This window comes from Sulfitobacter sp. BSw21498 (assembly GCF_006064855.1).
In the GTDB taxonomy this organism is placed as follows: domain Bacteria; phylum Pseudomonadota; class Alphaproteobacteria; order Rhodobacterales; family Rhodobacteraceae; genus Sulfitobacter.
In genome coordinates this window covers 1,846,444-1,871,420 of the sequence record NZ_CP040753.1, presented here as the reverse complement: position 1 = coordinate 1,871,420, position 24,977 = coordinate 1,846,444, and the positions used below count along the sequence as shown (strand labels likewise).

Annotated in this window: 27 protein-coding genes; 23 read left to right on the top strand and 4 right to left on the bottom strand. The window is 60.2% G+C overall.

Annotation, left to right across the window (positions count from 1 at the left end; translation table 11 throughout):
• The first annotated feature begins 20 nt into the window (after nt 1-20).
• The 6 genes from E5180_RS09090 to E5180_RS09065 all read left to right on the top strand — a co-directional run bounded on the left by E5180_RS09090 (nt 21) and on the right by E5180_RS09065 (nt 7,259).
• Nucleotides 21-2,117 carry an FAD-dependent oxidoreductase gene (locus E5180_RS09090; RefSeq protein ID WP_138924098.1) on the top strand — a complete coding sequence of 699 codons (2,097 nt, stop codon included), beginning with the start codon at nt 21-23 and terminating at the stop codon, nt 2,115-2,117.
• A 46-nt stretch (nt 2,118-2,163) separates the two neighbouring features.
• Nucleotides 2,164-3,372, top strand: a complete 1,209-nt coding sequence (locus E5180_RS09085; protein ID WP_138924097.1) for an acyl-CoA dehydrogenase family protein — start codon at nt 2,164-2,166, stop codon at nt 3,370-3,372.
• Entirely contained in the window at nt 3,369-4,502 is a 1,134-nt protein-coding gene (locus E5180_RS09080) for an acyl-CoA dehydrogenase family protein (protein ID WP_138924096.1), read from the top strand. The genes E5180_RS09085 and E5180_RS09080 overlap by 4 nt, the downstream gene beginning before the upstream one ends.
• The gene (locus tag E5180_RS09075; protein WP_138925177.1) at nt 4,483-4,911 is read left to right on the top strand and encodes a PaaI family thioesterase; all 429 of its coding nucleotides are present in this window, start codon (nt 4,483-4,485) and stop codon (nt 4,909-4,911) included. Before E5180_RS09080 ends, E5180_RS09075 begins: the two co-directional genes overlap by 20 nt.
• A complete protein-coding gene (locus E5180_RS09070) occupies nt 4,908-5,681 on the top strand; it encodes an oxepin-CoA hydrolase, alternative type (protein ID WP_138924095.1) in 774 nt (257 codons plus the stop codon). Before E5180_RS09075 ends, E5180_RS09070 begins: the two co-directional genes overlap by 4 nt.
• A gap of 84 nt (nt 5,682-5,765) precedes the next feature.
• Nucleotides 5,766-7,259 (top strand): class I adenylate-forming enzyme family protein, encoded by a 1,494-nt coding sequence (locus tag E5180_RS09065; RefSeq protein ID WP_138924094.1) that lies wholly within the window; start codon nt 5,766-5,768, stop codon nt 7,257-7,259.
• 85 nt (nt 7,260-7,344) lie between these two features.
• On the opposite strand, the gene rpe is transcribed toward E5180_RS09065, so the two are convergent.
• Nucleotides 7,345-8,034: a ribulose-phosphate 3-epimerase gene (gene rpe, locus E5180_RS09060; protein WP_138924093.1), complete on the bottom strand. Its 690-nt coding sequence runs from the start codon at nt 8,032-8,034 to the stop codon at nt 7,345-7,347.
• A gap of 238 nt (nt 8,035-8,272) precedes the next feature.
• Here rpe and E5180_RS09055 point away from each other — a divergent pair, with 238 nt between their 5' ends.
• The 5 genes from E5180_RS09055 to E5180_RS09035 all read left to right on the top strand — a co-directional run bounded on the left by E5180_RS09055 (nt 8,273) and on the right by E5180_RS09035 (nt 12,180).
• Complete coding sequence (locus E5180_RS09055) at nt 8,273-9,292, top strand: ABC transporter substrate-binding protein (RefSeq protein WP_138924092.1); 1,020 nt, start codon at nt 8,273-8,275, stop codon at nt 9,290-9,292.
• Between the two features lie 69 nt (nt 9,293-9,361).
• Nucleotides 9,362-10,129 (top strand): ABC transporter ATP-binding protein, encoded by a 768-nt coding sequence (locus tag E5180_RS09050; protein ID WP_138924091.1) that lies wholly within the window; start codon nt 9,362-9,364, stop codon nt 10,127-10,129.
• Nucleotides 10,122-10,928, top strand: a complete 807-nt coding sequence (locus tag E5180_RS09045) for an ABC transporter permease (protein ID WP_171048931.1) — start codon at nt 10,122-10,124, stop codon at nt 10,926-10,928. The genes E5180_RS09050 and E5180_RS09045 overlap by 8 nt, the downstream gene beginning before the upstream one ends.
• Before the next feature lie 66 nt (nt 10,929-10,994).
• Nucleotides 10,995-11,210 (top strand): DUF2945 domain-containing protein, encoded by a 216-nt coding sequence (locus E5180_RS09040; protein WP_093733453.1) that lies wholly within the window; start codon nt 10,995-10,997, stop codon nt 11,208-11,210.
• A gap of 4 nt (nt 11,211-11,214) precedes the next feature.
• Entirely contained in the window at nt 11,215-12,180 is a 966-nt protein-coding gene (locus E5180_RS09035; protein WP_138924090.1) for a DNA topoisomerase IB, read from the top strand.
• Between the two features lie 7 nt (nt 12,181-12,187).
• On the opposite strand, the gene E5180_RS09030 is transcribed toward E5180_RS09035, so the two are convergent.
• Both E5180_RS09030 and E5180_RS09025 read right to left on the bottom strand, forming a co-directional pair.
• On the bottom strand, nt 12,188-12,505 hold the full coding sequence (locus tag E5180_RS09030; protein ID WP_093733503.1) for an ArsR/SmtB family transcription factor: 318 nt from the start codon (nt 12,503-12,505) through the stop codon (nt 12,188-12,190).
• Nucleotides 12,506-12,586: 81 nt separating this feature from the next.
• A complete protein-coding gene (locus tag E5180_RS09025; protein WP_138924089.1) occupies nt 12,587-12,973 on the bottom strand; it encodes a hypothetical protein in 387 nt (128 codons plus the stop codon).
• A 71-nt stretch (nt 12,974-13,044) separates the two neighbouring features.
• Here E5180_RS09025 and E5180_RS09020 point away from each other — a divergent pair, with 71 nt between their 5' ends.
• The 10 genes from E5180_RS09020 (at nt 13,045) to E5180_RS08975 (ending at nt 21,279) form a co-directional block, all read left to right on the top strand.
• A complete protein-coding gene (locus E5180_RS09020; RefSeq protein WP_138924088.1) occupies nt 13,045-13,785 on the top strand; it encodes a cytochrome c biogenesis CcdA family protein in 741 nt (246 codons plus the stop codon).
• Nucleotides 13,786-13,804: 19 nt separating this feature from the next.
• Nucleotides 13,805-14,377, top strand: coding sequence for a thioredoxin family protein (locus E5180_RS09015; RefSeq protein ID WP_138924087.1), 573 nt, complete (start codon nt 13,805-13,807; stop codon nt 14,375-14,377).
• A gap of 119 nt (nt 14,378-14,496) precedes the next feature.
• Nucleotides 14,497-14,973, top strand: coding sequence for a sulfur oxidation c-type cytochrome SoxX (soxX, locus tag E5180_RS09010; protein ID WP_138924086.1), 477 nt, complete (start codon nt 14,497-14,499; stop codon nt 14,971-14,973).
• 36 nt (nt 14,974-15,009) lie between these two features.
• Entirely contained in the window at nt 15,010-15,429 is a 420-nt protein-coding gene (gene soxY / locus E5180_RS09005; protein WP_138924085.1) for a thiosulfate oxidation carrier protein SoxY, read from the top strand.
• Between the two features lie 19 nt (nt 15,430-15,448).
• Complete coding sequence (soxZ, locus tag E5180_RS09000) at nt 15,449-15,778, top strand: thiosulfate oxidation carrier complex protein SoxZ (protein ID WP_138924084.1); 330 nt, start codon at nt 15,449-15,451, stop codon at nt 15,776-15,778.
• 27 nt (nt 15,779-15,805) lie between these two features.
• The gene (gene soxA, locus E5180_RS08995; protein ID WP_138924083.1) at nt 15,806-16,660 is read left to right on the top strand and encodes a sulfur oxidation c-type cytochrome SoxA; all 855 of its coding nucleotides are present in this window, start codon (nt 15,806-15,808) and stop codon (nt 16,658-16,660) included.
• A 97-nt stretch (nt 16,661-16,757) separates the two neighbouring features.
• Complete coding sequence (gene soxB / locus E5180_RS08990) at nt 16,758-18,461, top strand: thiosulfohydrolase SoxB (RefSeq protein WP_138924082.1); 1,704 nt, start codon at nt 16,758-16,760, stop codon at nt 18,459-18,461.
• Nucleotides 18,462-18,486: 25 nt separating this feature from the next.
• Nucleotides 18,487-19,749, top strand: coding sequence for a sulfite dehydrogenase (soxC, locus tag E5180_RS08985; protein ID WP_138924081.1), 1,263 nt, complete (start codon nt 18,487-18,489; stop codon nt 19,747-19,749).
• Nucleotides 19,733-20,770, top strand: a complete 1,038-nt coding sequence (locus tag E5180_RS08980; RefSeq protein WP_138924080.1) for a c-type cytochrome — start codon at nt 19,733-19,735, stop codon at nt 20,768-20,770. The genes soxC and E5180_RS08980 overlap by 17 nt, the downstream gene beginning before the upstream one ends.
• Nucleotides 20,771-20,841: 71 nt before the next feature.
• Nucleotides 20,842-21,279 carry a DUF302 domain-containing protein gene (locus E5180_RS08975; RefSeq protein WP_138924079.1) on the top strand — a complete coding sequence of 146 codons (438 nt, stop codon included), beginning with the start codon at nt 20,842-20,844 and terminating at the stop codon, nt 21,277-21,279.
• A 15-nt stretch (nt 21,280-21,294) separates the two neighbouring features.
• On the opposite strand, the gene E5180_RS08970 is transcribed toward E5180_RS08975, so the two are convergent.
• Nucleotides 21,295-22,206 (bottom strand): MBL fold metallo-hydrolase, encoded by a 912-nt coding sequence (locus tag E5180_RS08970; protein WP_138924078.1) that lies wholly within the window; start codon nt 22,204-22,206, stop codon nt 21,295-21,297.
• 106 nt (nt 22,207-22,312) lie between these two features.
• Between E5180_RS08970 and E5180_RS08965 the strand changes: the two genes are divergently transcribed.
• Together E5180_RS08965 and E5180_RS08960 are read left to right on the top strand one after the other, a co-directional pair.
• Nucleotides 22,313-23,197 carry an MBL fold metallo-hydrolase gene (locus E5180_RS08965; RefSeq protein ID WP_138924077.1) on the top strand — a complete coding sequence of 295 codons (885 nt, stop codon included), beginning with the start codon at nt 22,313-22,315 and terminating at the stop codon, nt 23,195-23,197.
• Between the two features lie 4 nt (nt 23,198-23,201).
• Nucleotides 23,202-24,929, top strand: a complete 1,728-nt coding sequence (locus E5180_RS08960) for a SulP family inorganic anion transporter (RefSeq protein WP_138924076.1) — start codon at nt 23,202-23,204, stop codon at nt 24,927-24,929.
• Nucleotides 24,930-24,977 lie beyond the last annotated feature (48 nt).

The window sequence follows — 24,977 nt, the reverse complement described above, 5'->3', positions numbered from 1 at the left end:
TAGACCAAGGAATATGCTAAATGACTGACAAGATTGGATATACCCGCAAAGGCGACGTGGCCGTACTGCGGATCAAGAACCCCCCGGTCAACGCGTTGTCCCATGCTGTTCGTGAAGGTCTGGTTGCCGGCATGGCACAGGCCGAAGCGGACGAAGGCGTCAAAGCCGTTGTTATCGTCGGGGAGGGCCGTGCCTTTATCGCCGGCGCGGATATCACCGAATTCGGCAAAACGCCGCTAGAACCCTTCCTGCCTGATGTTTGCAAACGGATCGAGGATTCCCCGTTGATCGTCGTAGCCTCCATGCATGGTGTATCGCTGGGTGGCGGGCTCGAGATCGCGTTATCGGCGCATTACCGCGTGGCGCAGCCGTCGGCCAAAGTGGGCCTGCCCGAAGTGCATCTGGGCCTGATCCCCGGTGCCGGTGCCACCCAGCGTTTGCCGCGTCTGATCGGTGTGGACCCGTCGCTTGATCTCATCACCTCTGGCCGTCAGGTCAAAGCGGCCGAAGCCGAAAGCCTTGGCATTGTCGATCAGGTGACCGAGGGCGACCCCGAGGACGTAGGCGTCGCCTATGCCGAGACCCTGATTGCCAAAAACGCATCGCGCCGCCCCGTAAGCGAGATGGCCGCACCAGCGCCGATCGACTGGGATGCGGCCTATGACGGGACGCTGAAAAAAGGCCGCGGACAGATTTCTCCGGCGCAGGCGGTCCGCGCTGTTCAGGCCGCTGCAGAGCTGCCCTTTGACGAAGGCATGCGGGCCGAGCGCAAGATTTTCATGGAGCTGATGGAAACCGACCAACGGCAGGGCATGATCCACACGTTCTTCTCTGAACGTGCGGTTGGTAACCTGCCGGAGCTCAAGGGCGTAGAGCCACGCGCACTGCAATCCATCGGGATCATCGGCGGCGGCACCATGGGGGCAGGCATCGCCACGGCTGCGCTGTTGGCAGGCTTTAACGTTGTGCTGATCGAGATGAAGGCTGACGCCGCAGAGGCCGCGCGCGGTCGCATTGCAGGCAATCTTTCGGGCGCGCTGAAGCGCGGCAAGATCACCCAAATGAAATACGATGCGATGACCAACACCGCGCTTGAGGTGTCGATCAACTATGACAGCCTCGCCTCGGTCGATCTGGTGATCGAAGCGGTGTTCGAGGACATGGACGTCAAGAAAGAGGTGTTCGGCAAGCTCGACGCCGTGTGCAAACCGGGTGCTATTCTGGCGTCCAACACGTCCTATCTGGATGTGGACGAGATCGCCGCCAGCACCTCGCGCCCTGCGGATGTAATCGGGCTGCACTTCTTCTCGCCTGCGCATATCATGAAGCTGCTCGAAGTGGTCGTCGCCGAAAAGACGGCAGCGGATGTGGTCGCCACGGGCTTCGCCCTTGGCAAGGCGCTGAACAAGATTTCGGTACGCGCCGGTGTGTGCGACGGCTTTATCGGCAACCGTATTCTGGCCACTTACCGCACCGCGGCCGATCATATGGTTCTGGATGGCGCGTCGCCCTACCAGATCGACAAGGCGCTGGTCGACTTTGGTTTCGCCATGGGCCCGTTTGCCGTGGGCGATCTGGCCGGTCTCGACATTGGCTGGGCCACACGCAAGCGCAAGGCGGCCACGCGCCACCCTGCCGAACGCGTACCGACATACCCCGACAAGATCTGCGAAGCCGGCAACTTTGGCCAGAAGACCGGCAAAGGCTTCTACATCTATGAAGCCGGCACACGCGGTGGGGTGCCAAACCCCGAGGTGTCCGAACTGATCGCCGCCGAACGCGCCGAACGCGGCATCACCCCGCGTGACTTTACAGACGCAGAAATCGTACGCCGCTATATGGCCGCGATGGTCAACGAGGCGGCAAAGGTCGTGGGCGAGGGCATCGCGAAACGGCCCTTGGACGTTGATATGGTGCTGCTCTTTGGCTACGGCTTCCCGCGCTATTGGGGTGGGCCGATGAAATGGGCCGACCTGCAAGGTCTGCCCGCGCTGCTGGCCGACATCGAAGGCTACGCCAAGGATGACGCGTGGTTCTGGGAACCCGCGCCGCTGTTGAAACAGCTGGTTGCAGAGGGTCGCACCTTTGACGACCTGAACAAACTAGCCGCAAAGTAAATGAACAAGGGCGCAATGCCCGACAATATAAACCGGAGGAAGACAAATGGATCTGAGCTATAGCGACGAAGAAAAGGCTTTCCGCGCCGAAGTGCGGGCCTTTCTTGAGGAAAAGCTCCCCAAGGAAATGAGCGACAAAATCCGCAAGGGTGAAGAGCTTGGTAAAGACGGTCAGGAACAGTGGCATGCTATCCTGAACGCCCAAGGCTGGCTGGCCCCGAACTGGCCCAAAAAGTTCGGTGGTGCCGAATGGAACGCGGTTCAGCGTCACATTTTCGAAGAAGAAGCCGCTGCCGCCTATGCGCCGCGCCTCGTGCCCTTTGGTCTGTCGATGTTGGCCCCCGTGCTGCAAAAATTCGGCTCGCAAGAGCAGAACGATTACTGGCTGCCACGCCTCTTGGCGGGCGATGACTGGTGGTGTCAGGGCTATTCCGAGCCGGGCGCGGGTTCCGACCTTGCCTCGTTGAAGACAGAAGCGGTTTTGAACGACGAAGGCACGCACTATATCGTCAACGGCCAAAAGACATGGACCACGCTGGGTCAGCACGCGAACATGATCTTCTGCCTCGTGCGCACCGACAAGACCGTGAAACAGCAAGAGGGTATCTCCTTCCTGCTGATCGACATGGAAACCCCCGGCGTCGAAGTGCGCCCGATCATCCTGCTCGACGGCACCCACGAGGTGAACGAAGTCTGGTTCACGGATGTGAAAGTACCGGTCGAAAACCTTGTTGGCAAAGAGAACGAAGGCTGGACCTACGCCAAGTACCTGCTGACTCACGAACGCACCAACATTGCGGGCGTCGGTTTCTCGCAAGCGGGTCTGACAGCGGTCAAGCGCATCGCCAAAGCCGAGATGTCCGGCGGCAAACCCTTGATGCAGAACCCGCACTTTGCGGCGCGCGTCGCACAGGTCGAGATCGACCTGATGGCGATGAGCACCACAAACCTGCGCATCGTCTCCAAGGCGGCGTCGGGTGGCGCGGCACCGGGCGTCGAAGCATCTATGCTTAAGGTCAAAGGCACGATCATCCGTCAAGAGATCAACGATCTCGCGCGTCGTGCGGCTGGTGCCTATGCGATGCCATTCGCATCCGAAGCGATCGAAGGGTCGAACCTGGCCCTGCCTGATCCGTTGAATGCCGGCCCCGTCGCCGCGCAATATTTCAACAACCGTAAACTGTCGATCTTTGGCGGCTCGAACGAAATCCAGCGCCAGATCATTGCCAAAACAACGATGGGAGGTGGAGCATGAACTTCGACCTGACAGAAGAACGCCAAATGCTGCAAGACAGTCTGCGCCGTTTCCTGCGCGACAAATACGACACGGCAACGCGTAACAAGATCCTCGAGAGCGACTCCGGCTTTTCCGCGGATATCTGGAACGGTCTGGCCGAACTGGGCGTCATCGGCGCGCTGTTCACCGAAGATCAGGGCGGCTTTGGCGGCGCTGGTTTCGACATCGCAGTTGTGTTCGAGGAACTGGGCCGCGCGGGCGTGGTCGAACCCTTCCTTGATACGGCCATTCTGGGCGGCGGTCTGATTGCCGATTTGGGCAATGATGACCAGCAGGCCCACATCGAAGAGCTGATCGGCGGCGCGCTGCAGGTGGCCTTTGCCCACGGTGAACCCACCAGCCGCTATGACCTGAACCAGGTCACGTCCACGGCCAAGGCCGATGGCGACAACGTCGTGCTGAACGGTCGCAAGGCTGTTGTGGTCAACGCAGAAAACGCCGACATGCTCATCGTCTCTGCCCGCGAAAGCGGCGCGGCAGGCGACGAAGACGGTATTTCGCTGTTCCTCGTTCCGGCGGACGCCAAGGGCATCACGCTGCAAGGCTATTCGCTGTTGGCCGGTGGCCGTGCCGCCGAAGTCACGCTGGATGATGTGTCCGTGCCTGCCTCTGCCCGTCTGGGTGAAGCCGGCAAGGCGTTCAAGGCCATCGAGGCCCGCGTCGCAGCGGCCAACGTCGCAATCTGTGCCGAAACATTGGGCGCCATGGAAACGGCAACGCGCCTGACCCGTGAATACCTGATGACCCGCAAACAGTTCGGCAAGCCCATCGGCACCTTCCAGGCGCTTGCGCACCGGATGTCCGATCTGCTGATCGAGATGGAACAGGCGCGTTCCGCCGTGATCGTTGCGGCTGGCCACCTCGAAGCGGAGTACAAAGCGCGCGAGACCCATATCTCTGCCGCCAAGAACCTGCTGGGCCGCGCGGGCCGTCTGGTTGCCGAAGACAGCATCCAGATGCACGGTGGTATCGCCATGACCCAAGAATACGAACTGGCTCATATCGCCAAGCGTATCATCATGGCCGATCACCGCTTTGGCGACACAGACCACCATCTGGAGCGTTTCATTGCCCTTGCAGCCGCTTGATGAAAGCCAGCTGATCCGGGACGAGACAGGCACCCAAACCCTTGTCGGATATGTCGTGGACATATCCGACAAGGCCCACGGGCGCTGCTTTCTTGATCTGGGTCCGCAGCACTTTAACCGCCATGGGGTTCTTCATGGCGGTATTGCCGCCACATTGCTGGATAACGCCTGTGGCATGACCGGATCGCTCAGCGTGGACCCCACGGGCCAGAACCCGTTTCTCACGATTTCGCTGACGACGCAGTTTCTGGCCGCTGGTATGCCAGGTCGCGTGACCGCGACCGGCACGATCAAGGGCGGTGGCCGCAGTCTGCTTTATATCGACGCTGAACTCGTCCACGAAGACGGCACGGTCATTGCGACATCCACAGGCGTGTTCAAACGCGTCCCTCAGGAGAAACTGAAATGAGCGCTCGGATCGAAGACAAGGGTGACCGCATCGTCATCTGGAACGGAAACGCGCACAAGCGGGGCGCATTGTCGCCCGAGCTTTACGCCTGCATCGCGCAAGCGATTGAAATGGCCGCCGAGCCGCGCATCCGTGCCGTGATCCTGACCTCCGAAGGCGATTTCTTTTGCGCAGGGGGCGATCTGAACGTCCTGATCGCGCGCCGCGACATGCCCAAGGATGAACGCCGCGGCAAGATCAACGAATTGCACAGCCTGATCCGCGCAATCCGGTCCAGCCCGGTGCCGGTCATTGCCGCCGTCGAAGGCGGTGCTGCCGGGGCAGGGCTGTCCTTTGCGTTGGCCTGCGATCTGGTCGTTGCTGCAGCCGGTGCCAAATTCGCCGCCGCCTACGTCAAGGCGGGTCTGGTGCCCGACGGGGGGCTGACCGCCTCGCTTGCCCGCGCCTTGCCGCGTCAGCTCGCCATGGAGATGTGTCTGCTGGCGCAGCCCGTGACGGTAGAGCGGATGCATGATCTGGGCGTGGTGAATGTCGTCACCGAAAAAGGTGGCGCGTTTGATGCTGCTATGGCGCTGGCCGATCGTTTGGCCGCAGGACCCCGCGATGCCCAAGGGGTGATCCGCGGCTTGGTCGCGCAGGGCTATGACGTGTCCGAGGCTGACCAGCTGGACGCGGAATGCGATGCGATGGCCCACGCCACCGGCGCTGATGAGGCCGCCGAAGGCATCGCCGCTTTCTTGGAAAAGCGCACACCGAATTACGGCGGCTGAGCCTCAGCCACCGATCTATTGACCCAACCCGCAGCCAGACGCGCTGACCGGGTTCTGACTGACTGCGGGGAGGCAGGGAATATTATGGTACGTGTAGAGCAATTTCTGGCGGATCAAGTGGCCGCACGCGGGGACGCGCCCGCGCTGAGTGACAGCACAGGGGTACGCTGGACGTACAAAATGTTCGACAAGGCAAGCGACGACATCGCGCAGGCGCTCAAGGATGCCGGTGTGCAGCCCAATGACCGCGTCCTGATGCTGTCGGAAAACTGTGCCGCCGCCGTGGCGACCGTGTTTGGCACATGGAAAGCCGGTGCGGTCATTATTCCCGTCAATGCACGGCAAAGTGCGGGCGAAATCCAGCGGATCATCGACCATGCGGCGCCGGCTGCGGTGGTGCTGACCTGCCATGCTTCATCTGATGCAACAGTCCACGCCGAAACTCTGAACGCCGCAGAAATCACCGGCGCCTTTGGCACGATGCATCTGGCCACGCCGATCGCAAGCAACCCCGATGATGAGCTAAGCGATGTGGCCGTGCTGCTTTATACCACGGGCACCACGGGCGATCCCAAAGGTGTAATGCTGACCCACGCCAACGTGCGCTTTGGCGGCAAGGCGTCGGCGAAACTGCGCGGGATCAATCCGGGCGATGTGGTCTATGGCGTGCTGCCGCTGACCCACGTCTTTGGTCTGTGCTCGGTCATGACCGCATCATCCTGTGCCGGTGCCGAAATCCGGCTGGAGGCGCGTTTTTCGGCCGAAAAACTCTATCAAGCCCTGACCACGGGGGTGAATTTCCTGTCCGCCGTGCCACAGATGCACGCGCTGTTGATGCAATACACCAAGGAACAAGGGCTCACGCAGCTGAACTCCGAAACGCTGCGCTATGTGTCGTCGGGGGCGGCGCCGCTTGACCCGACATGGAAGCGCAAGGCCGAAGGGTTCTATGGCGTCGCGATCCAGAATGGCTATGGCATGACGGAATCCACGGCTGGTATCTCGGCCACCAGTAACCCGCTGGGATCGCCTGATATTTCGGTCGGGCCTTCGTTGCCTGGCATCGAGACCAAGATCGACGATACCGTCGAGGGGGGCACCAACGGCAAGGGCGAGGTCCTGACCCGCGGGGCGCATGTGATGAAGGGCTACTACAAGAACCCGACAGAGACGGCCAAGGTACTGAGTGCTGACGGTTGGTTGCGCACGGGCGATCTGGGGACCTTCGATGAGCACGGCCACCTGCACATTCTGGGACGCTCGAAAGAGCTGATCATCCACGGCGGGTTCAACGTTTATCCGCCCGAAGTCGAGGCCGCGATCAACGATCACCCGCAGGTTATTCAGGCCGCTGTGGTCGGCCGGTCCACCGGCAATGACGAAGAGGTTCTGGCTTTTGTCCAGATTGCGGAGGGTGACACGCTTGACCCGCAAGATCTCAAGGCCTTCGTCAAAGAGCGGCTGACCGGTTATAAGCGCCCCAGCCAGTTCATCATCGGGACGTCACTGCCCGCGGCACCTACGGGCAAGATTCTCAAGCACAAGCTGATCGAGACGTTCAAGGACCAGCTTGCCTAATAGCCTTTGGGATACCCAATAGAAAAAGGCCGGTCCCTGTGGTGGGTGCCGGCCTTTTTGTCCGAAAGTGTTGCTGCGCTGGCGCTTAGGCGTAAATGCCCTCGGCTGCGGCGCGGATGGCGCGGATATTTTCGCCGTAGGGCGCGGGGTTGCTGACGGACCCGCCACGGAACACGGCAGAGCCTGCGACCAGCACATCGGCCCCTGCTTGCGCCACGCTGGACGCAGTGTTCACATCAACGCCGCCGTCAATTTCGATATGAACCGGACGGTCGCCGATCATCGCACGCAGAGTGCGGATCTTGTCGCTCATGTCGATAAATTTTTGTCCGCCAAAGCCAGGGTTCACTGTCATCACACAGACCAGATCGGCGACGTCCAACAGGTGCTCTACTGCAGAGGCAGGCGTGCCGGGGTTGAGCGCGACACCGGCCTTGGCACCCGCGCCCCGGATCGCTTGCAGCGTGCGGTGGATGTGGGGGCCGGCCTCTACGTGGGCGGTGATCACGTCGGCACCGGCCTTGGCAAACGCGTCGATATAGGGATCAACAGGTTCGATCATCAGGTGCACGTCCATCACGCCCTTGATGTGGGGCCGGATCGCGGCGCATGTGGTTGGGCCAAAGCTGATGTTCGGGACGAAATGCCCGTCCATCACATCGACATGTACCCAGTCTGCGCCTTGCGCCTCGATGGCTTCGCACTCGGCTCCAAAATTGGCAAAGTCGGCAGCAAGAATAGACGGGGCGATTTTGATCGAACGGTCGAAGGTCATGAGATCGGGCCTTTTGTGGTGGGGACGGGCAGGAGCACCCTTTGCGCCCATATAGGCAATGTCGCTGTCGGAGGCAATCTGGGGAGCCTTCGGCGATGATTTGCGGCCATTTGGAAGCCGCCGTGGCGCGATTACGTTGCTGGTCATGCGGGCGCGAGGGGGTGTTTTCGCGGGGCGCGTGCTTGACACTACGTCATGCCACGACCCATTGTGCGCACAAATCCAAGGGGAGGATATCATGACCACATTCAACCGCCGCCAGACACTGGCCACCATGGGCGCTGCCGCTGCCGTCGGGCTGGCCGTGCCGGCCATTGCGCAAGGTAAAAAGATCACGTTGGGTGCGCTGCGCTTTACCAGCCATTCAGGCACGTTCGTGGCTTATCAGCGCGAGTATTTCAAACAGGCTGGTCTGGACGTTGAGATCAAGTTCTTTCAGGCGGCACAACCAATGGCCGTGGCGATTGCCAGCGGTGATGTCGATTATGCCGTGACTGCGGTTTCGGGCGGGTTGGTGTCGCTAGCGGACAAGGGCGCGATCAAGGTTATTGGCGGTGCGCTGTCCGAGGAAAAGGGCATCGACGGGCAGAAGTTTCTAGCCTCTGACGCGGCCTATCAGGCCGGTGTGACTGCGCCTGCGATGCTGGACGGGAAAAGCTATGGCATGACCACGGCGGGATCGTCTTTTCACTACATGGGCTCAAAGATGGCGCAGGCCGAGGGGATCAACCTGTCGTTCAAGCCGTTGCAAAAAGTCGGTGCAATCATCGGTGCGCTGAAAACCGGCCAGATTGATGCTTGGTCGATCGTGCCGCATATCGCCAAACCACTGGCGGGGTCGGGCGCGGTACATATCATCGGGAACGTGTCCGACTATCTGCCCGACTATCAGGTCACCACGGTCTTTACCTCGACCAAGAATGCGACCGACGAAAAGCAGCAAACGCAGGATTACCTTGCGGCCTATGCCAAGGGGGCTGCCGACTACAACGCGGCGATGATCGAACAGACCGCCGGCGCTGAAGGCGTGGCCGAAATGGTCAAGCTGATCCACAACTATGTCTATACCGACAAGACGCTAGAGGCCGCGACACCGGGCATCGTCAACGGCACCATGCGTCTGAACGAGGGTGCCGCGTTGAACGTGGCATCGGTGCGCGACCAGCTTGAGTGGTTCCAGTCCGAAGGTCTGGTGGATGCGGATATCACGCTTGAGACACTGATCGACACGTCGTTCGTCGACACCATCGGCGCCTGATCGCGTCCCCTTTACCAACGTAAGGTCGGGCATCCTTTGCCCGGCCTTTGATATTTCAGGACGGTTCTCATGGATCTTAGGTTAGCGAACGTCAGCCATTACTATGGCGAGACCGAAGTGCTGCGCGACATCAGCCTTGATATACCGTCGGGGCAGATTGTCTGCATCGTCGGGCCTTCGGGCTGTGGCAAGTCGACCCTGCTGCGGATGCTTGGCGGGCTGGAGCAGCCGACGTCGGGCGAGGTGCTGCAACTGGGCACACCGCCTGCTGGCTGTCTGAACCCGCTGACCTATGTGTTCCAGGATTTCGCTTTGCTGCCGTGGCGCAGCGTGCGCGGCAATGTGGCGCTGGTGCTTGAGGATCACGGGCTGGACGCCGCTGCGCGGGCGCGGATCATCGACGATGTGCTGGCGCGTACCAAGCTGACCGAATTTGCCGATGCCCTGCCCAAACAGCTTTCTGGCGGGATGAAACAGCGGGTGGCCATTGCACGCGCCTTGGCGGTTAACCCTGCGGTGATGTTGATGGACGAACCGCTCAGCGCGCTGGACAGCCAGACGCGCGAACTGTTGATGGACGATCTGATCAGCCTGTGGACACGCCAGCCTTTCACCGCCGTCTATGTCACGCACAATCTGGCAGAGGCCGTGCGTCTGGGGCATAAGATCGTGGTCCTGTCGCGCCGTCCCGGACAAATCCGCGAGGTGGTTGATCTGACCACCCCGCTGGCAGAGCGCGCCTATGGCGACGCCGCCCTTGAGGCGCAACAACAACATTTGTGGGGGCTGATGCGCGAAGAAGCCGCTGCCGCCGATGCGGAGCTAATTCATGTCTGACACAGCACACACAACCAGCCGCCGCGTCGATTTTCGCGGGGGCGGGTTCGCTCCGAAACAGCGGCGGGGCATGGGTATTCTGGTCTTTGTCCTGCTGATCCTCTTTGCTGAATGGGGAACGCGCAGTGGGTTTATCACGAACCTCACCTTGCCGCGCCCGTCGGATGTGGCGATGACCTTTGTCGAGCTGTGGCAATCGGGAATGCTGTATAAACATCTTGCCCCGTCGCTTAGCCGGCTGGCCGTGGGGGCGACCCTTGGCGCTTTGGTCGGCGTGGGCGTGGGCGTTATGATCGGGTTGTTCAGCTACGTGCGCGCAGGGCTGGTGCCCCTCGTTGCGGCGCTGTTCCCGATCCCCAAGATCGCGCTGCTGCCGCTGTTCGTGATCTGGTTCGGCATTGACGAGGGCAGTAAATATGCACTGATCGCCTTTGGGACGTTCACGCCAACGGTCGTGGCGACCTATGCGGCGGTGGACAACGTGGACCGCGGGCTGATCCGGATGGGGCAAAGCTTTGGCCTGTCATGGTGGTCGATCGTGCGAAAAATCGTTCTGCCAGGGGCGATGCCGGGCATTTTGTCGGGGCTGCGGATTTCCTTGGCGATTGCGATTATTCTGCTTGTGGCCGCTGAAATGCTGGGCGCGGAATATGGCATCGGGGCATATATCCTTGAGGCCGGCAGCCTGTATGACCTTGAACGCCTGTTTGCGGGCGTGGTGACGCTGTCGGTGCTGGGGGTCTGCGTCAGTGCCGTGATCGCGGCGATCGAGACGCGCGTGTTGCGCTGGCGCGTCTAAGCGGCGGGAACCGTTTCTCGCATCCATGGTTATCCCTCCATACACAGCAGTTGGGGGGGAACGACGATGTCTGGTATTTCCAAAGGCACGAAAGTGAAATGGGACTGGGGGCAAGGCACAGCCACCGGCGAAGTGACGGAACGGTTTACCAAAAGCGTGACACGCACCCTGAAAGGGTCAGAGGTCACCCGCAACGGGTCTGACGATGATCCCGCGTTGTTGATCGAACAGGACGACGGGGATGAGGTGCTCAAGCTTTCCTCCGAAGTCGAGGCGACCTGACCGGATGGGCGGCGCGGGGCTGACCTATTACGGGGATGACCGCCCCGGCATTGCCCGCCAGCGCCACGGGCGCGGGTTCACCTATAAAGCGCCAGACGGGACAATGATTGCCCGCGGGGCGGAACGCGCGCGGCTCGAGGCGATGGCGGTGCCGCCTGCCTATGAAAACGTGTGGATGACGCCGCTCGCGAATGGGCATCTGCTGGCCACGGGGCGTGACGCGCGTGACCGCAAGCAGTATCGTTATCACGAGAAATGGTCCGAGGCACAGGCAGAGACGAAGTTCGCCAGTCTGATAGATTTCGCCCATGCGTTGCCCCGATTGCGGCGCTTTGTGGCCCGAGATCTGGATCAGGACGCAGGCGAGCGAAGCTTTGCACTGGCGAGCGCTGTGACGTTGATCGATCGCGCGTCCTTGCGGGTGGGAAACGCTGACTACACCCGCGAGAATGGCAGCTACGGCACGCTGACGTTGCGGGAGAAACATGTTAAGCTCGACGGAAATGTGATCCGTCTGCGGTACACCGCAAAAGGGGGCAAGAAGGTGCGGCGTCAGATCAATGACCGGACGCTTGCCAAGACGCTCGAGAAAGTCAGCGACCTGCCGGGGGCCGAGCTGCTGACATGGGCGGACGCGCAGGGCACGGTTCAACAGCTCAACTCTGCGGGATTGAACTCCTATATCGCCGAAGCGGCGGGATGCGATGATTTTACCGCCAAGACCTTTCGCACTTGGGCAGGCACCGTCGCCGCCTTTGAAGCCGCAGAACAAGGGCACGCGACGATCAAGCAACTGGCCGAAGCCGCTGCCGCACAGCTGAGCAATACGCCCACGGTGGCACGCAACAGCTATATTCATCCGGCGGTGATTGATCTGGCGGGCGCAGACGTGCCTGCTATCGACGTGGGCCGCAAAAAGGGCCTTTTCGCATCCGAAGCGCGGCTATTGGCCTATCTGGAGCAGTGCTGAACGCGGGTTAGTCCTGAGCGTCTGGCTTGCAGAACATCTCGTAGACCACTTCCATGATCTTTTGGGGCCGGTCATCCGCCAACCGGTAATAGATCGTCTTGCCATCGCGGCGCGGGGTCACCAACCCTTCAAGCCGCAAGCGCGACAACTGCTGCGATACTGCAGCCTGACGCGCCGAAAGCAGCGCCTCCAGCTCGGTGACTGATTTCTCGCCGGCAGACAGGTGGCACAAGATCATCAAACGCCCCTCGTGGCTGATCGCCTTGAGGAAGTTCGAGGCCCGTATGGCGTTCTCGGACATACGGTCCAGATCGGCTTGGCTCATTTCTGTATCGGAACCGGGGATACCCACAGGTTAGAATCCTTAGCGTAGAGAGAAGGGATTGGCGTGCGCATAAGGAGTGCGCTAGCTTTTGGCGGGGTCTGGCATCAGATCGGCGTCGGATAGCATCTTTTCCAGCACGCCCCAAAAGAAATCTTCGCCCGGATAGCCTTCGATCCGAGAGATTTCCTTGCCGTCGTCCATCAGCACAAAAGTGGGTGTATAATGCAGGCTGCGCGCGAAGTGCAGATCCGCAGGTTTTTCATCGTTGATATCGACGCGGCGCAGCGGCGCGGCTTTGCCGGCTTGGGTCTTGGGGTAGATCGGCGCGATCTGGTCATTCCAGCGGGCACACCAAATGCAGCCCTGCTCTTCGACCATGACCAGCGTGGTCTGAGTCGCCGCGATCATCGGGGAAAGTGCCAGACCCGCGGCCACCGATAGGGATAAGAAAGCAGTGCGCAACCGCATAGGGAATTCACCTGTTGATTTCAAAATACATAATGTGAATATGTGAATGGTACAAGATAAAGGCAAGTTGCATGCTAGAAATTACCTTTGTAGGCGCGACGCTGGCTGGGCTATTGTCCTTTTTATCGCCCTGCATTCTGCCGATTGTCCCGTTCTACCTAAGCTATCTGGCGGGGGTTGGCATGAACCAGATCACCGCAGACGGGCCGATTGACGCGGGCGTGCGCCGTCGCGCGGTGATCGCGGCGCTGTTTTTTGCGGCGGGGGTGATCACGATCTTTGTGGGGCTCGGCGCGGCAGCGACCACCTTTGGCCAGATCGTGCGTGATTACTTTGACGTTCTGCGATGGGTAGCGGCGGCGGTTATCATTGCAATGGGGCTGCATTTTCTGGGGGTGATCCGCATCGGATTTCTGTACCGCCAGTTTCGCGCGGATGCGGGCAGCACCTCCGCGACCAGCCTTTGGGGGGCCTATGTCATCGGGCTGGCCTTTGCCTTTGGCTGGACCCCTTGCGTCGGCCCGGTCCTGGCGGCGATTCTGTTCACCGCCGCCGGCGCAGAAACGGCAGTGACGGGCGGGTTGCTTTTGCTGGCCTATGGCATCGGGATGACCGCGCCCTTCGTGCTGGCAGCGTTGTTCATCGGCCCGTTCATGCGCTGGATGGCGCGGTTCCGGCAGCATCTGGGCACGGTAGAGAAAGCGATGGGGGTACTGCTGATCGTGTTTGGTCTGCTGATCGCTACGAATTCGATCAACTATATTGCGCAGTGGATGCTTGAAACCTTCCCCGTTTTCAGCGTCATTGGCTAACAACCGGAGGGACCTTGTGATGAAGATAATCCGAAACAGTTTGGCCGCGCTTGTGGCCGCGGCATGTCTGGCGACGGCGGGTGGGGCTGCACCCTTGGGCGATGACGGTCTGCACAAGGCCGCATGGATGCGCGACACCTTCAAGGACCTGCGCGAGGATCTGGCCGAGGCCACGGACGAGGGCAAACGTCTGATGCTCATCATCGAACAACGCGGCTGCATCTATTGCACCAAGATGCACGAAGAGGTCTTTCCGCTGCCCAAGATCGACGCCTACCTCAAGGACAACTTCTATGTCGTGCAGATCAATATGTTCGGCGATGTCGAGGTCACCGACTTTGACGGAGAAACGCTGCCCGAAAAGGATATGGTGCGCAAATGGCGTCAGATGTTCACGCCGACGCTGATGTATTTCCCGCAAACCGTTGCCGAAGGGCAGACAGCGGTCGAAGCCGCGGTCGCGACCGTGCCGGGTGCCTTTGGTCCGGCGACGACGTTTCACATGATGAACTGGGTCGTGGACAAGGGCTATGAGGGCGACGAGACATTCCAGAAATATCATGCGCGTATGCTGATTGAAGAGCAGAAATAGCGGCGGTAGGAATTGCTAAGTGGCTTGCTGTGCTTAAAAATTCAAAAAGTTGAATTTATAGTTGCGTCATTTCGGCGCGGGCAGTAGTGTTTTCAAAAGTAATGTCTGTGGGAGGACGCATGAAAGTTTCCGTATTTGCCTTGGTGGCCTCTGTTGGCTTTGCGGCGGCTGCCCATGCGGCCGACGTGGTCCCCGGTGACGTGGCCTATGACGATTATGGCGCGGTCGAGCAATCGCTGACCGGCACGCCCGGCAACCCCGAAGAGGGGGCCAAGATCGTTGGCAACAAAAAGTTGGGTAACTGCGTTGCCTGCCACCAGATCAGCGCCTTGCCCGACGTGCCGTGGCAGGGTGAAATCGGCCCGATGCTAGATGGTGCCGGTGATCGCTGGACCGAAGCCGAACTGCGCGGCATCGTTGCCAACGCCAAGATGATGTTCGAAGGGACGATGATGCCCGCCTTTTACAAGGACAGCGGCTATATCCGTCCGGGCAAAGCCTATACCGGCAAGGCCGCCGACGACACGCTGGGGCCAGTCCTGGCCGCGCAGCAGATCGAGGATGTCGTGGCCTATCTTGCCACATTGAAAGACTAAGAGCCCCCGCGCGGGATCTGATCAGGAGTGATGATAATGGAATTTACACGACGTAGTGCGATTGTGATGGGGGCAGGTGCCTTTGCCGCGCTGTTCCTGCCCAAGCTGGCGGTGGCTGCTGCCGGTGACGACGCGATTGCTGCCTTTACCGGTGGCGCTGACATGGCGGACACAGGTGTCACCCTGACCGCCCCCGAGATTGCGGAAAACGGCAATACTGTCCCGATCGAGGTAGACGCCCCCGGCGCGACCGAAATCTTGGTGCTGGCGCTTGGCAATCCCACGCCGCCCGTGGCGACCTTCAAGTTCGGCCCGCTTGCCGCGACACAGCACGCATCCACGCGCATTCGTCTGGCGGGCACGCAAGATGTGATCGCCATTGCCAAGCTGGCGGACGGCTCTTTTGCCAAGGCAACCAGTACCATTAAAGTAACAATCGGCGGCTGCGGCGGCTAAGGCTTAGAGGAAGAATAACATGGCATCTGGTGTAAAACCCCGCGTCAAAGTCCCCAAGTCAGCAGCGGCTGGCGAAACCATCACGATCAAGACATTGATCAGCCACAAGATGGAATCCGGTCAACGCAAGGACGACGACGGCAACACGATCCCTCGGTCGATCATCAACCGTTTTACCTGTGATTTTAACGGTGAGAATGTTGTCGATGTGACGATGGAACCTGCGATCTCGACCAACCCGTATTTCGAATTCGACGCGACAGTGCCCGAAGCGGGGACATTCACTTTCACGTGGTATGACGATGACGGCGATGTCTACGAGGAAACCAAAGACATCACGATCAGCTAAGCGTCCGCATCCTTGGGAGGAACAGGAATGAGCAATTTCACAAAAGGTCTGAGCGCGTGCCTTGCTGCGGTGCTGATGTCGACGGGGGCCTTTGCTGAACCCGCTGACGATACGCTGGTGATCAACGAAGACATCGACATCGTGACCCGTACCGCCGCACCGGCGCATATGTCGGATGCGGTCGACGAGGTTATGTCGGGCTGGCTGTTTCGCGGCACCGAAACCCGCGCGATGCAAGCAGATGATTTTGACAACCCTGGCATGATCTTTGTGGAGCAGGCCGAGGACGTCTGGAACACCGCTGACGGCGAAGAGGGTAAATCCTGCGCTGATTGTCACGGTGCGTCGTCCGAGATGGCCGGCGTGCGTCCGGTCTATCCCAAGTTTGTGGAATCTGCAGGCGAGGTGCGTACGCTTGAAATGCAGATCAACGATTGCCGCGAGAACCGCATGGGCGCGGAAAAGTGGAAATACACGGGCGGTGACATGGTGAACATGACCGCGCTGATTTCTTCGGTGTCGCGCGGGTTGCCGGTGAATGTCGCCATCGACGGTCCGGCCCAGTCCACATGGGAGCAGGGCAAGGAAATCTACTATACCCGTTTCGGCCAGCTTGAACTGTCCTGCGCGAATTGCCACGAAGACAACTATGGCAACATGATCCGCGCGGATCACTTGAGCCAGGGCCAGATCAACGGCTTTCCGACCTACCGTCTGAAAAACACCAAGCTGAACGCGGTGCAGGCCCGTTTCAAAGGCTGCGTGCGCGACACCCGTGCCGAAACCTTTGCCCCCGGCAGCCCCGAGTTCGTGGCTCTGGAGCTTTATGTAGGCTCGCGTGGCAACGGGCTTTCGGTCGAAGGACCTTCTGTCCGCAACTAACCTGAAAAGACCTGTCTTGCTGATGCGAGGCAGGTTTTTTTTCTCACAATGCTATTCAAACATGCGCATATGAATTGCGTGTCACAAAGGCCAATCTATGATCTCTCGTCGTGATTTTCTTCAGGCTAGTATGGCTGCAACAGCTCTGTATGGTGCGTCTTCTTTTGGCAACTGGGGCAAACTGGCCGCGCAACAGGCGCTCACGCAGGACAAGCTGCTGGAATTCGACACGTTCGGCAACGTCAGCCTGATCCACGTGACCGACATCCACGCGCAGCTTAAACCGATCTATTTCCGCGAACCGTCGGTGAATATCGGTGTGGGCGAGAACCGCGGGCAGGTGCCGCATGTGACCGGTGCGGATTTCCGCAAGCTTTATGGCATCGCCGATGGCAGCCCGTCGGCTTATGCGCTGACCTATAATGATTTCACCGCGTTGGCACAGGGCTACGGCAAGATGGGCGGGCTGGACCGCGTGGCGACAGTGGTCAACCAGATCCGCGCCGACCGGCCTGACGCGCTGCTGCTGGATGGCGGCGATACGTGGCACGGCAGCTATACCTGCTACCACACGCAAGGTCAGGACATGGTCAACGTGATGAACGCGCTCAAGCCCGACGCGATGACCTTTCACTGGGAATTCACGCTTGGCTCTGACCGCGTTGCCGAGATCGTGGAGGGGCTACCTTTTGCGGCCTTGGGGCAGAACATCTTTGACGCCGAATGGGACGAACCGGCCGAGCTGTTCCCCCCTTACAAGTTCTACGAGACCGGCGGCGTCAAGGTCGCGGTGATCGGGCAGGCGTTCCCTTATATGCCGATTGCCAACCCCGGCTGGATGTTCCCCGAATACTCGTTTGGTATCCGCGACGAGCGTATGCAGGAAATGGTAGACGAGGTTCGCTCCAAAGGGGCCGAGCTGGTCGTTTGCCTGAGCCACAACGGCTTTGATGTGGACAAGCAGATGGCGGGCATTGTGACGGGGATCGACGTGATCCTATCCGGCCACACCCATGACGCGCTGCCCGAACCCGTGCTGGTGGGCGAGACGATTATCGTGGCATCAGGGTCGAACGGCAAATTCGTCAGCCGCGTCGATCTGGACGTGCAGAACGGCCGTATGATGGGGTTCCGGCACAAGCTGATCCCGATTTTCTCGGATGTGATTGCACCTGATTCCGCGATGACCGCGTTGATCGACGAACAGCGTGCGCCTTACCTTGACCAACTGACCGAGGTGATCGGCACCACCGCAGAGGACACGCTGCTGTACCGGCGTGGGAATTTTAACGGCACATGGGATGACTTGATTTGCGACGCACTGCTGTCCGAGCGCGAGGCCGACATCGCGCTTAGCCCCGGCGTGCGATGGGGGCCCTCGATCCTGCCGGGTCAGGACATCACCCGCGAAGACATCTTTAACGTCACCTCCATGAGCTACCCCGAAGCCTACCGTACAGAGATGACCGGTGAATTCCTGCATGTCGTGCTGGAAGACGTGGCCGACAACCTGTTCAACCCCAATCCCTATTACCAGCAGGGCGGCGATATGGTGCGCACAGGCGGTCTTGGCTACCACATTGATGTGACCCAACCCCAAGGCAGCCGCATCACGGAACTGACCTTGCTGAAAACCGGCGAACGCATTGATCCGGCCAAGTCCTATCAGGTCGCGGGGTGGGCCAGTGTGAACGAAGGCACCGAAGGCCCTCCGATCTGGGATGTCGTGGAAAACCACATTCGCAAGCAGGGCACGGTGTCGCTGGACCCCAACACCAGCGTCAGCGTCAAAGCCACGTAACAAGGCAGCACGGGAGGGCAACGCCATGGCACCACGTAACAAAACAAACAGACGGGCCTTTTTGCGCGGCGCGGCGACGGCCGGTCTGGGGGCGATGGCCGCCCGCAGCGCCGCGGCGCAATCGCCGGACCCGTTGATCACCGACCCGCAACCTTGGGCGCAGGGACTGGGCGAGGGCGTAGATGTTACTTCCTACGGCTTGCCGATCCGGTTCGAAGACGATGTGGTCCGGCGCAATGTGCCATGGCTGACGGCGGATACCATCAGCTCGATCAACTTTACGCCGATCCATGCGCTGGACGGCACGATCACCCCGCAGGGCTGCGCTTTTGAACGGCACCATTCGGGCGCGATTGAACTGTCAAAGCAGGATTACCGTCTGATGTTGAACGGGCTGGTGGACCGCCCGCTGGTGTTCACCTACGCCGATCTGGAACGCTTTCCGCGCGAAAACCATGTGTATTTCTGCGAATGTGCCGCCAATTCGGGGATGGAATGGGCTGGCGCGCAGTTGAACGGTGCGCAGTTCACGCACGGCATGATCCACAACATGGAATACACCGGCGTGCCCCTGCGCCTGCTGCTAGAGGAAGCGGGCTATGACACCGCGGGCAAGTGGGTTTACGTCGAGGGGGCGGATGCGTCGTCGAACGGGCGGTCGATCCCGATGGACAAGGCGCTTGACGATGTGCTGGTCGCATTCAAGGCCAATGGCGAGGCACTGCGCAAGGAACACGGTTATCCCGTGCGGCTGGTCGTTCCGGGCTGGGAGGGCAACCTGTGGGTCAAATGGCTGCGCCGGATAGAGGTCACCGACGCGCCCGTCGAAAGCCGCGAGGAAACCTCGAAATATACCGATACGCTGGCCGATGGCACCAGCCGCAAATGGACATGGGAGATGGACGCGAAGTCCGTCATCACCGCGCCAAGCCCGCAATCGCCAGTCCCGCATGGCGCGGGGCCTTTGGTGATCACGGGGCTGGCATGGTCGGGGCGCGGTGCGATCACCCGCGTGGATGTCTCCACGGATGGCGGGGCCTCGTGGCAGACAGCGCGACTGGCGCAGCCGGGCACGCCAATGGCGCTGACACGCTTTTATATGGATGTGCAGTGGGACGGCGCAGAGATGCTGCTGCAATCCCGCGCGATGGATGACACCGGCTATGTCCAGCCGACCAAAACCCAGCTGCGCGATGTGCGGGGGCTGAACTCTATTTACCACAACAACGGCATCCAGACGTGGTGGCTGCACAAGGACGGGAGCGTTGAAAATGTCGAAGTATCTTAAGGCCATCGCCCTGTGTTTGGGCACATCGGTTATCGCGCTGCCCGTGGGTGCGGCCCCTTACGGGTTAGGCCGTGCAGCGCTGCCCGAGGAAATCGCAGCGTGGGATATCGATGTGCACCCCGATGGAAGCGATCTACCGCAAGGGCAGGGGGATGCCCTCACGGGCGAGGAAATCTTTACCGAGAAATGCGCTGCCTGCCATGGGGACTTTGCCGAGGGGCGCGGAAACTGGCCAGCCTTGGCGGGCGGACAAGACACGCTTGCTGATGCTGATCCGGTCAAAACGGTGGGGTCCTACTGGCCGCATCTATCGACCAGTTTCGACTATATCCGCCGGTCCATGCCTTACGGCGATGCAGGGACGCTGACAGTGGACGAGGTCTATAGCATCGTGGCCTATATCCTGTATTCCAACGATTTAGTGGACGAGGATTTCGTGCTGACGAAGGATAACTTTACCTCTGTCGAGATGCCCAATGCTGACGGCTTTATCCGTGACGACCGCGAAACCGCAGAGCTTGGCCTATGGCGCGCCGAACCCTGTATGACCGGCTGCAAAGACAGCGTAGAGGTGACAATGCGTGCGCTGGCGTTGGATGTGACGCCCAAGGATGAGGTCGCGGATACGGCCGCGGATACAGCACAGCAAGAGACACCTGTAGTGGCCGAGGACGCGCCGATAGAGGCCTCCGTCGACCCGGAATTGCTTGCCGATGGCGAGCTGGTGTTTCGCAAATGCAAAGCCTGCCACCAACTGGGCGAGCGGGCGAAGAACCGCGCGGGTCCGGTTCTGAACGGGATCGTTGATGCGCCTGCGGGGCAGGTCGACGGGTTCAAATATTCGCGTGCACTGACGGCGCAAGCCGACGAAGGATTGGTCTGGACACCCCAGACGCTTGACGCCTTCCTGACCTCGCCACGCGGGTTCATCAAGGGGACCAAGATGGGGTTTGCGGGTTTGAAAAGCGATGCCGAGATCGAGGCAGTGATCGCCTATCTCAAGAGCTTTCCGGCGCCTTGATCCTGCGCCCGATTGGCGGCGCGGCCTTTCGGTACTACACTAAGGGCGTGCCCGTCACGAAAGGACAGAGTATGAAATCGATGCTTATTGCCGCCGCCCTTTGCCTAAGTGCGGCCCCGCTGGCCGCGCAGGATCAGGCGGTGACCTACCCTTATGATGGCAGCTTTGACGATGCGACATTCGCGGTTGAGAACGCGATTGTCGGCAAGGGGCTGGTGATTGATCACGTCAGCCACACGGGCGAGATGCTGGCCCGCACAGCTCGGGATGTTGGCAGCGACGTAGAGATTTTTCGCGCGGCGGATGTGTTTTTGTTCTGCTCTGCCGTGGTGTCACGCAAGATGATGGAGGCAGATCCGATGAACATCGCACATTGCCCCTACAGTATCTTTGTCACGGATATCGAGGGTGAAGTCGCTGTCGGCTACCCGACCTATCCTGACGGCCCGATGCAAGAGGTCCAGAGCTTGCTGGACGAGATCACGCAAAGCGCGCTTGACGGATTTTGAACGTCGGCTGCGTGCTTAGGTGTCGGGGATAAACGCGAAACCCTCGGCGCTTTTGTCGATCCGCCCCATACCGCCCTGCCCAAGGTGAAACCCTACAATCGGCATTTGTGAAGCGGCAAGATCGCCGATCAAGCCGACCCGCGTACGCGCGGCCTCTTCGGGGTTCTGGTCTGATGGCACCTCCCAAGACGGACGGGCCAGCGCGATATGGTCATTGCCGATGGCATCGCCCACGATCATCGCTGCGCTGTTACCGGCGCGCACTTCGAACGACATATGTCCGGGCGTGTGCCCCGCCGTCAGCCGCGCCCCGACGCCGGGCAGGACCTCTGCCCCGTCGGTAAAAAACTGCATCCGTTCTGCAATGACCTCTAGCCGGCGTGCCGCGCCCACGGCAAAGGACTGGCGGGCGCTACCGATGGTGCTGACGGTGTTGGGGTCGGTCCAATACGCCCATTCTTCCTGGCCTATATGATAGCCGGCATTGGCGAACAATGGATCGTCGAAATCATCCAGCACGCCCCACAGGTGGTCGGGGTGGCCGTGGGTAAACACGACATCCGTGATCTCTTCGGGGGCAACGCCAAGGGCATTGAGCGTGTCAGGCAGCTTGCCTGCGCTTGGCATAAAGCCCGTTCCTGCGCCCGTGTCGAACAACACGGTACGCCCGTTGCCGCGCAGCAGACTGAGGTTGCAAGGTGGGGTCAGCGGATCATAGGGTTGGTCAAGAGCTTGCAGCACCGGCATCAGATCATCCTTGGGTAGTCCCTCAAAGGCAAAACTGCCGGGCAGCTCTAGGTGGCCGTCGCTGACAACATCCAGCGTCATCTCTGCGATGGTGATGCGCGCGAGGGCGGGGTGGGCCAGACCCGCCAAGGCGAATGTCGCAGCGCTTTGCTGCAAGAAACTGCGTCGGTCAAGTCTCATAATCCGCTTCCCTCACTAAGAATTCCATAGTATGAATATGTTCGACTCGAAGACTGATGGCAAGCCTGCATTTCGGGCCGGCCAAACGCAAGTGGAGCGGATGACAATGACTGAGTACCCTGTAAATATGGATGTCACCCCTATCGTGTCGGGGCATTTTGATCCGGTGACGAATACGATCAGCTATATTGTCCGCGATCCGGATTCCAACGCCTGTGCAATCATCGATTCAGTCATGGATATCGATTATGCCGCCGGACGGATCACCTATGACCACGCGGACAAGCTGATCGCCGAGGTTGAAGCGCAGGGCCTTGCGTTGGAGTGGATCATAGAGACCCATGTCCACGCCGACCACCTGTCTGCCGCGCCCTACATCCAGCAAAAGCTTGGGGGCAAGATCGGCGTCGGAGAGCAGATCATGACCGTGCAGGACACCTTTGGGAAAGTGTTCAACGAAGGCACCGAATTTCAGCGCGACGGGTCGCAGTTCGATGCGTTGTTCAAGGACGGCGACCGCTACCGCGTTGGCGGTATGGCGTGTTTCGCGATGTACACCCCCGGCCATACGCCCGCCTGTATGGTGCATGTCATGGGCAACGCGGCCTTCACGGGCGATACGCTTTTCATGCCTGACGGTGGCTCCGCCCGCGCGGATTTCCCAGGTGGCGACGCCGGAGAGCTGTATGACAGCATCCAAAAGGTATTATCCTTGCCCGAAGATATGCGCCTGTTCATGTGCCACGACTATGGCCCCAACGGCCGCGATATACAGTGGGAGACCACGGTGGGCGACGAGAAGGCGCACAACATCCACGTGGGCGGCGGTAAAACCCGCGCCGAATTCATTGCCTTTCGCACCGAACGTGACGCGCAGCTTGCCATGCCGAAACTGATCATCCCGTCGCTTCAGGTGAACATGCGCGCAGGGCATATGCCGCGCGACAAGGATGGAAATTTAATGCTCAAGGTGCCGGTGAACGGGTTGTAAGCGGGTGCGTATCCCTTCAGCTGCCCGCCGGTATTTGCCCGTCCTCGACTGGGGGCGCGACTATGACAAGTCGGCTTTGTCCAATGATCTGATGGCGGCGGTGATCGTCACGATCATGCTGATCCCGCAGTCTCTCGCTTACGCCTTGCTGGCCGGACTGCCGCCCGAGGCGGGGCTTTATGCGTCCATCGCGCCGATCCTGCTCTATGCGGTGTTTGGGACCAGCCGTGCGCTGGCGGTGGGGCCTGTGGCGGTGGTGTCACTGATGACGGCGGCTGCCTTGGGCAACATCGCTGATCAGGGCACGATGGGCTATGCCGTCGCAGCGCTGACGCTGGCGTTGCTGTCGGGTGTCATGCTTCTGGTGATGGGGGTGTTCAAGCTTGGGTTTCTGGCGAATTTCTTGTCACACCCCGTCATCTCGGGGTTTATCACCGCCTCAGGCGTGATCATTGCGGCCAGCCAGATCAAACACCTTCTGGGCATTGATGCCACGGGCGGCAATCTGGCAGAGCTGCTGATGTCGATCTGGGCCAATCTGGGCAATGTGAACTGGACGACGGTCGCCATCGGCGTGTCAGCGACGCTGTTCCTGTTCTGGGTGCGCAAGGGGCTCAAGCCGTTTTTGCGTGCCCGCGGTGTCGGCCCGCGGGCGGCGGATGTGGCGACCAAGGCGGGGCCGGTGGCGGCTGTCGTTGCCACAACGGTGGCGGTCTGGTTCTTTGATCTCGCGGGGCAGGGCGTCAAAATAGTGGGCGCTGTCCCGCAAAGCCTGCCGCCGCTGACGATGCCGGATCTGTCGTTCGACCTGATGGGCAACCTGCTGCTGCCCGCGTTCCTGATCTCTGTCATCGGGTTTGTGGAATCGATATCGGTCGCTCAGACCCTTGCCGCAAAGAAGCGGCAGCGCATCAATCCGGACCAAGAGCTGATCGGGCTGGGGGCCGCAAATATCGGGGCGGCGTTTACCGGCGGCTATCCGGTCACGGGCGGTTTCGCGCGGTCGGTGGTAAACTTTGACGCAGGCGCGCAGACACCGGCGGCGGGGGCTTATACCGCCGTGGGGCTGGCCATCGCCGCATTGGCGCTGACGCCGCTGGTGTTCTTTCTACCGCAAGCGACACTGGCCGCGACGATCATTGTTGCTGTCCTGACGCTGGTTGATTTTACGATTTTGAAAAAGTCATGGTCCTATTCCAAGTCTGACTTCGCCGCCGTTCTGACCACCATGCTGATCACTTTGGGCAGCGGAGTCGAACTGGGGGTCACGTGCGGGGTGGTCCTGTCGATCTTCCTGCATCTTTATAAGACCACCAAACCCCATATTGCCGAGGTGGGGCTGGTGCCTGGCACCGAACACTTTCGAAATATTAACCGCCACGACGTTGAAACCTGCCCGACCGTGCTGACCCTGCGCATCGACGAGAGCCTCTATTTCGCCAACGCGCGTTTCCTCGAGGATCGCATCTATGACCGTTTGGCCGGAGATACCTGCCTGCGCCACGTGGTATTGATGTGCTCTGCCATCAACGAGATCGACTTTAGCGCGCTGGAATCGCTCGAGGCGATCAATACAAGGTTGCGGGATATGGGGATCAAGCTGCACCTGTCCGAGGTCAAAGGCCCGGTCATGGACCGCCTAAAAAAGCAGCACTTCATCTCTGATTTGACAGGAAGCGTGTTCCTTTCCCAGCATGAAGCCTATGTCGCCTTGGGAAAAGCTGCCACGTAGTCACCCATCGTTTGCAAGTTTCTGATTGATCGTTACTACTGCTGTCAG

Excerpts from the sequence above, each read along its gene's own strand:
- E5180_RS09030 (WP_093733503.1), bottom strand. The coding sequence starts at position 12,505 with ATGAGCCAAGCCGATCTGGACCGTATGTCCGAGAACGCCATACGGGCC.
- E5180_RS09085 (WP_138924097.1), top strand. The coding sequence starts at position 2,164 with ATGGATCTGAGCTATAGCGACGAAGAAAAGGCTTTCCGCGCCGAAGTG.
- E5180_RS08970 (WP_138924078.1), bottom strand. The coding sequence starts at position 22,206 with ATGAGACTTGACCGACGCAGTTTCTTGCAGCAAAGCGCTGCGACATTC.
- soxB (WP_138924082.1), top strand. The coding sequence starts at position 16,758 with ATGATCTCTCGTCGTGATTTTCTTCAGGCTAGTATGGCTGCAACAGCT.
- E5180_RS09025 (WP_138924089.1), bottom strand. The coding sequence starts at position 12,973 with ATGCGGTTGCGCACTGCTTTCTTATCCCTATCGGTGGCCGCGGGTCTG.
- E5180_RS09050 (WP_138924091.1), top strand. The coding sequence starts at position 9,362 with ATGGATCTTAGGTTAGCGAACGTCAGCCATTACTATGGCGAGACCGAA.
- E5180_RS09015 (WP_138924087.1), top strand. The coding sequence starts at position 13,805 with ATGAAGATAATCCGAAACAGTTTGGCCGCGCTTGTGGCCGCGGCATGT.
- E5180_RS08975 (WP_138924079.1), top strand. The coding sequence starts at position 20,842 with ATGAAATCGATGCTTATTGCCGCCGCCCTTTGCCTAAGTGCGGCCCCG.
- E5180_RS08980 (WP_138924080.1), top strand. The coding sequence starts at position 19,733 with ATGTCGAAGTATCTTAAGGCCATCGCCCTGTGTTTGGGCACATCGGTT.
- E5180_RS08965 (WP_138924077.1), top strand. The coding sequence starts at position 22,313 with ATGACTGAGTACCCTGTAAATATGGATGTCACCCCTATCGTGTCGGGG.
- soxA (WP_138924083.1), top strand. The coding sequence starts at position 15,806 with ATGAGCAATTTCACAAAAGGTCTGAGCGCGTGCCTTGCTGCGGTGCTG.
- soxX (WP_138924086.1), top strand. The coding sequence starts at position 14,497 with ATGAAAGTTTCCGTATTTGCCTTGGTGGCCTCTGTTGGCTTTGCGGCG.
- E5180_RS09020 (WP_138924088.1), top strand. The coding sequence starts at position 13,045 with ATGCTAGAAATTACCTTTGTAGGCGCGACGCTGGCTGGGCTATTGTCC.
- soxZ (WP_138924084.1), top strand. The coding sequence starts at position 15,449 with ATGGCATCTGGTGTAAAACCCCGCGTCAAAGTCCCCAAGTCAGCAGCG.
- E5180_RS09080 (WP_138924096.1), top strand. The coding sequence starts at position 3,369 with ATGAACTTCGACCTGACAGAAGAACGCCAAATGCTGCAAGACAGTCTG.
- E5180_RS09035 (WP_138924090.1), top strand. The coding sequence starts at position 11,215 with ATGGGCGGCGCGGGGCTGACCTATTACGGGGATGACCGCCCCGGCATT.
- soxC (WP_138924081.1), top strand. The coding sequence starts at position 18,487 with ATGGCACCACGTAACAAAACAAACAGACGGGCCTTTTTGCGCGGCGCG.
- rpe (WP_138924093.1), bottom strand. The coding sequence starts at position 8,034 with ATGACCTTCGACCGTTCGATCAAAATCGCCCCGTCTATTCTTGCTGCC.
- soxY (WP_138924085.1), top strand. The coding sequence starts at position 15,010 with ATGGAATTTACACGACGTAGTGCGATTGTGATGGGGGCAGGTGCCTTT.
- E5180_RS09065 (WP_138924094.1), top strand. The coding sequence starts at position 5,766 with ATGGTACGTGTAGAGCAATTTCTGGCGGATCAAGTGGCCGCACGCGGG.
- E5180_RS09040 (WP_093733453.1), top strand. The coding sequence starts at position 10,995 with ATGTCTGGTATTTCCAAAGGCACGAAAGTGAAATGGGACTGGGGGCAA.
- E5180_RS09070 (WP_138924095.1), top strand. The coding sequence starts at position 4,908 with ATGAGCGCTCGGATCGAAGACAAGGGTGACCGCATCGTCATCTGGAAC.
- E5180_RS09090 (WP_138924098.1), top strand. The coding sequence starts at position 21 with ATGACTGACAAGATTGGATATACCCGCAAAGGCGACGTGGCCGTACTG.
- E5180_RS09055 (WP_138924092.1), top strand. The coding sequence starts at position 8,273 with ATGACCACATTCAACCGCCGCCAGACACTGGCCACCATGGGCGCTGCC.
- E5180_RS09045 (WP_171048931.1), top strand. The coding sequence starts at position 10,122 with ATGTCTGACACAGCACACACAACCAGCCGCCGCGTCGATTTTCGCGGG.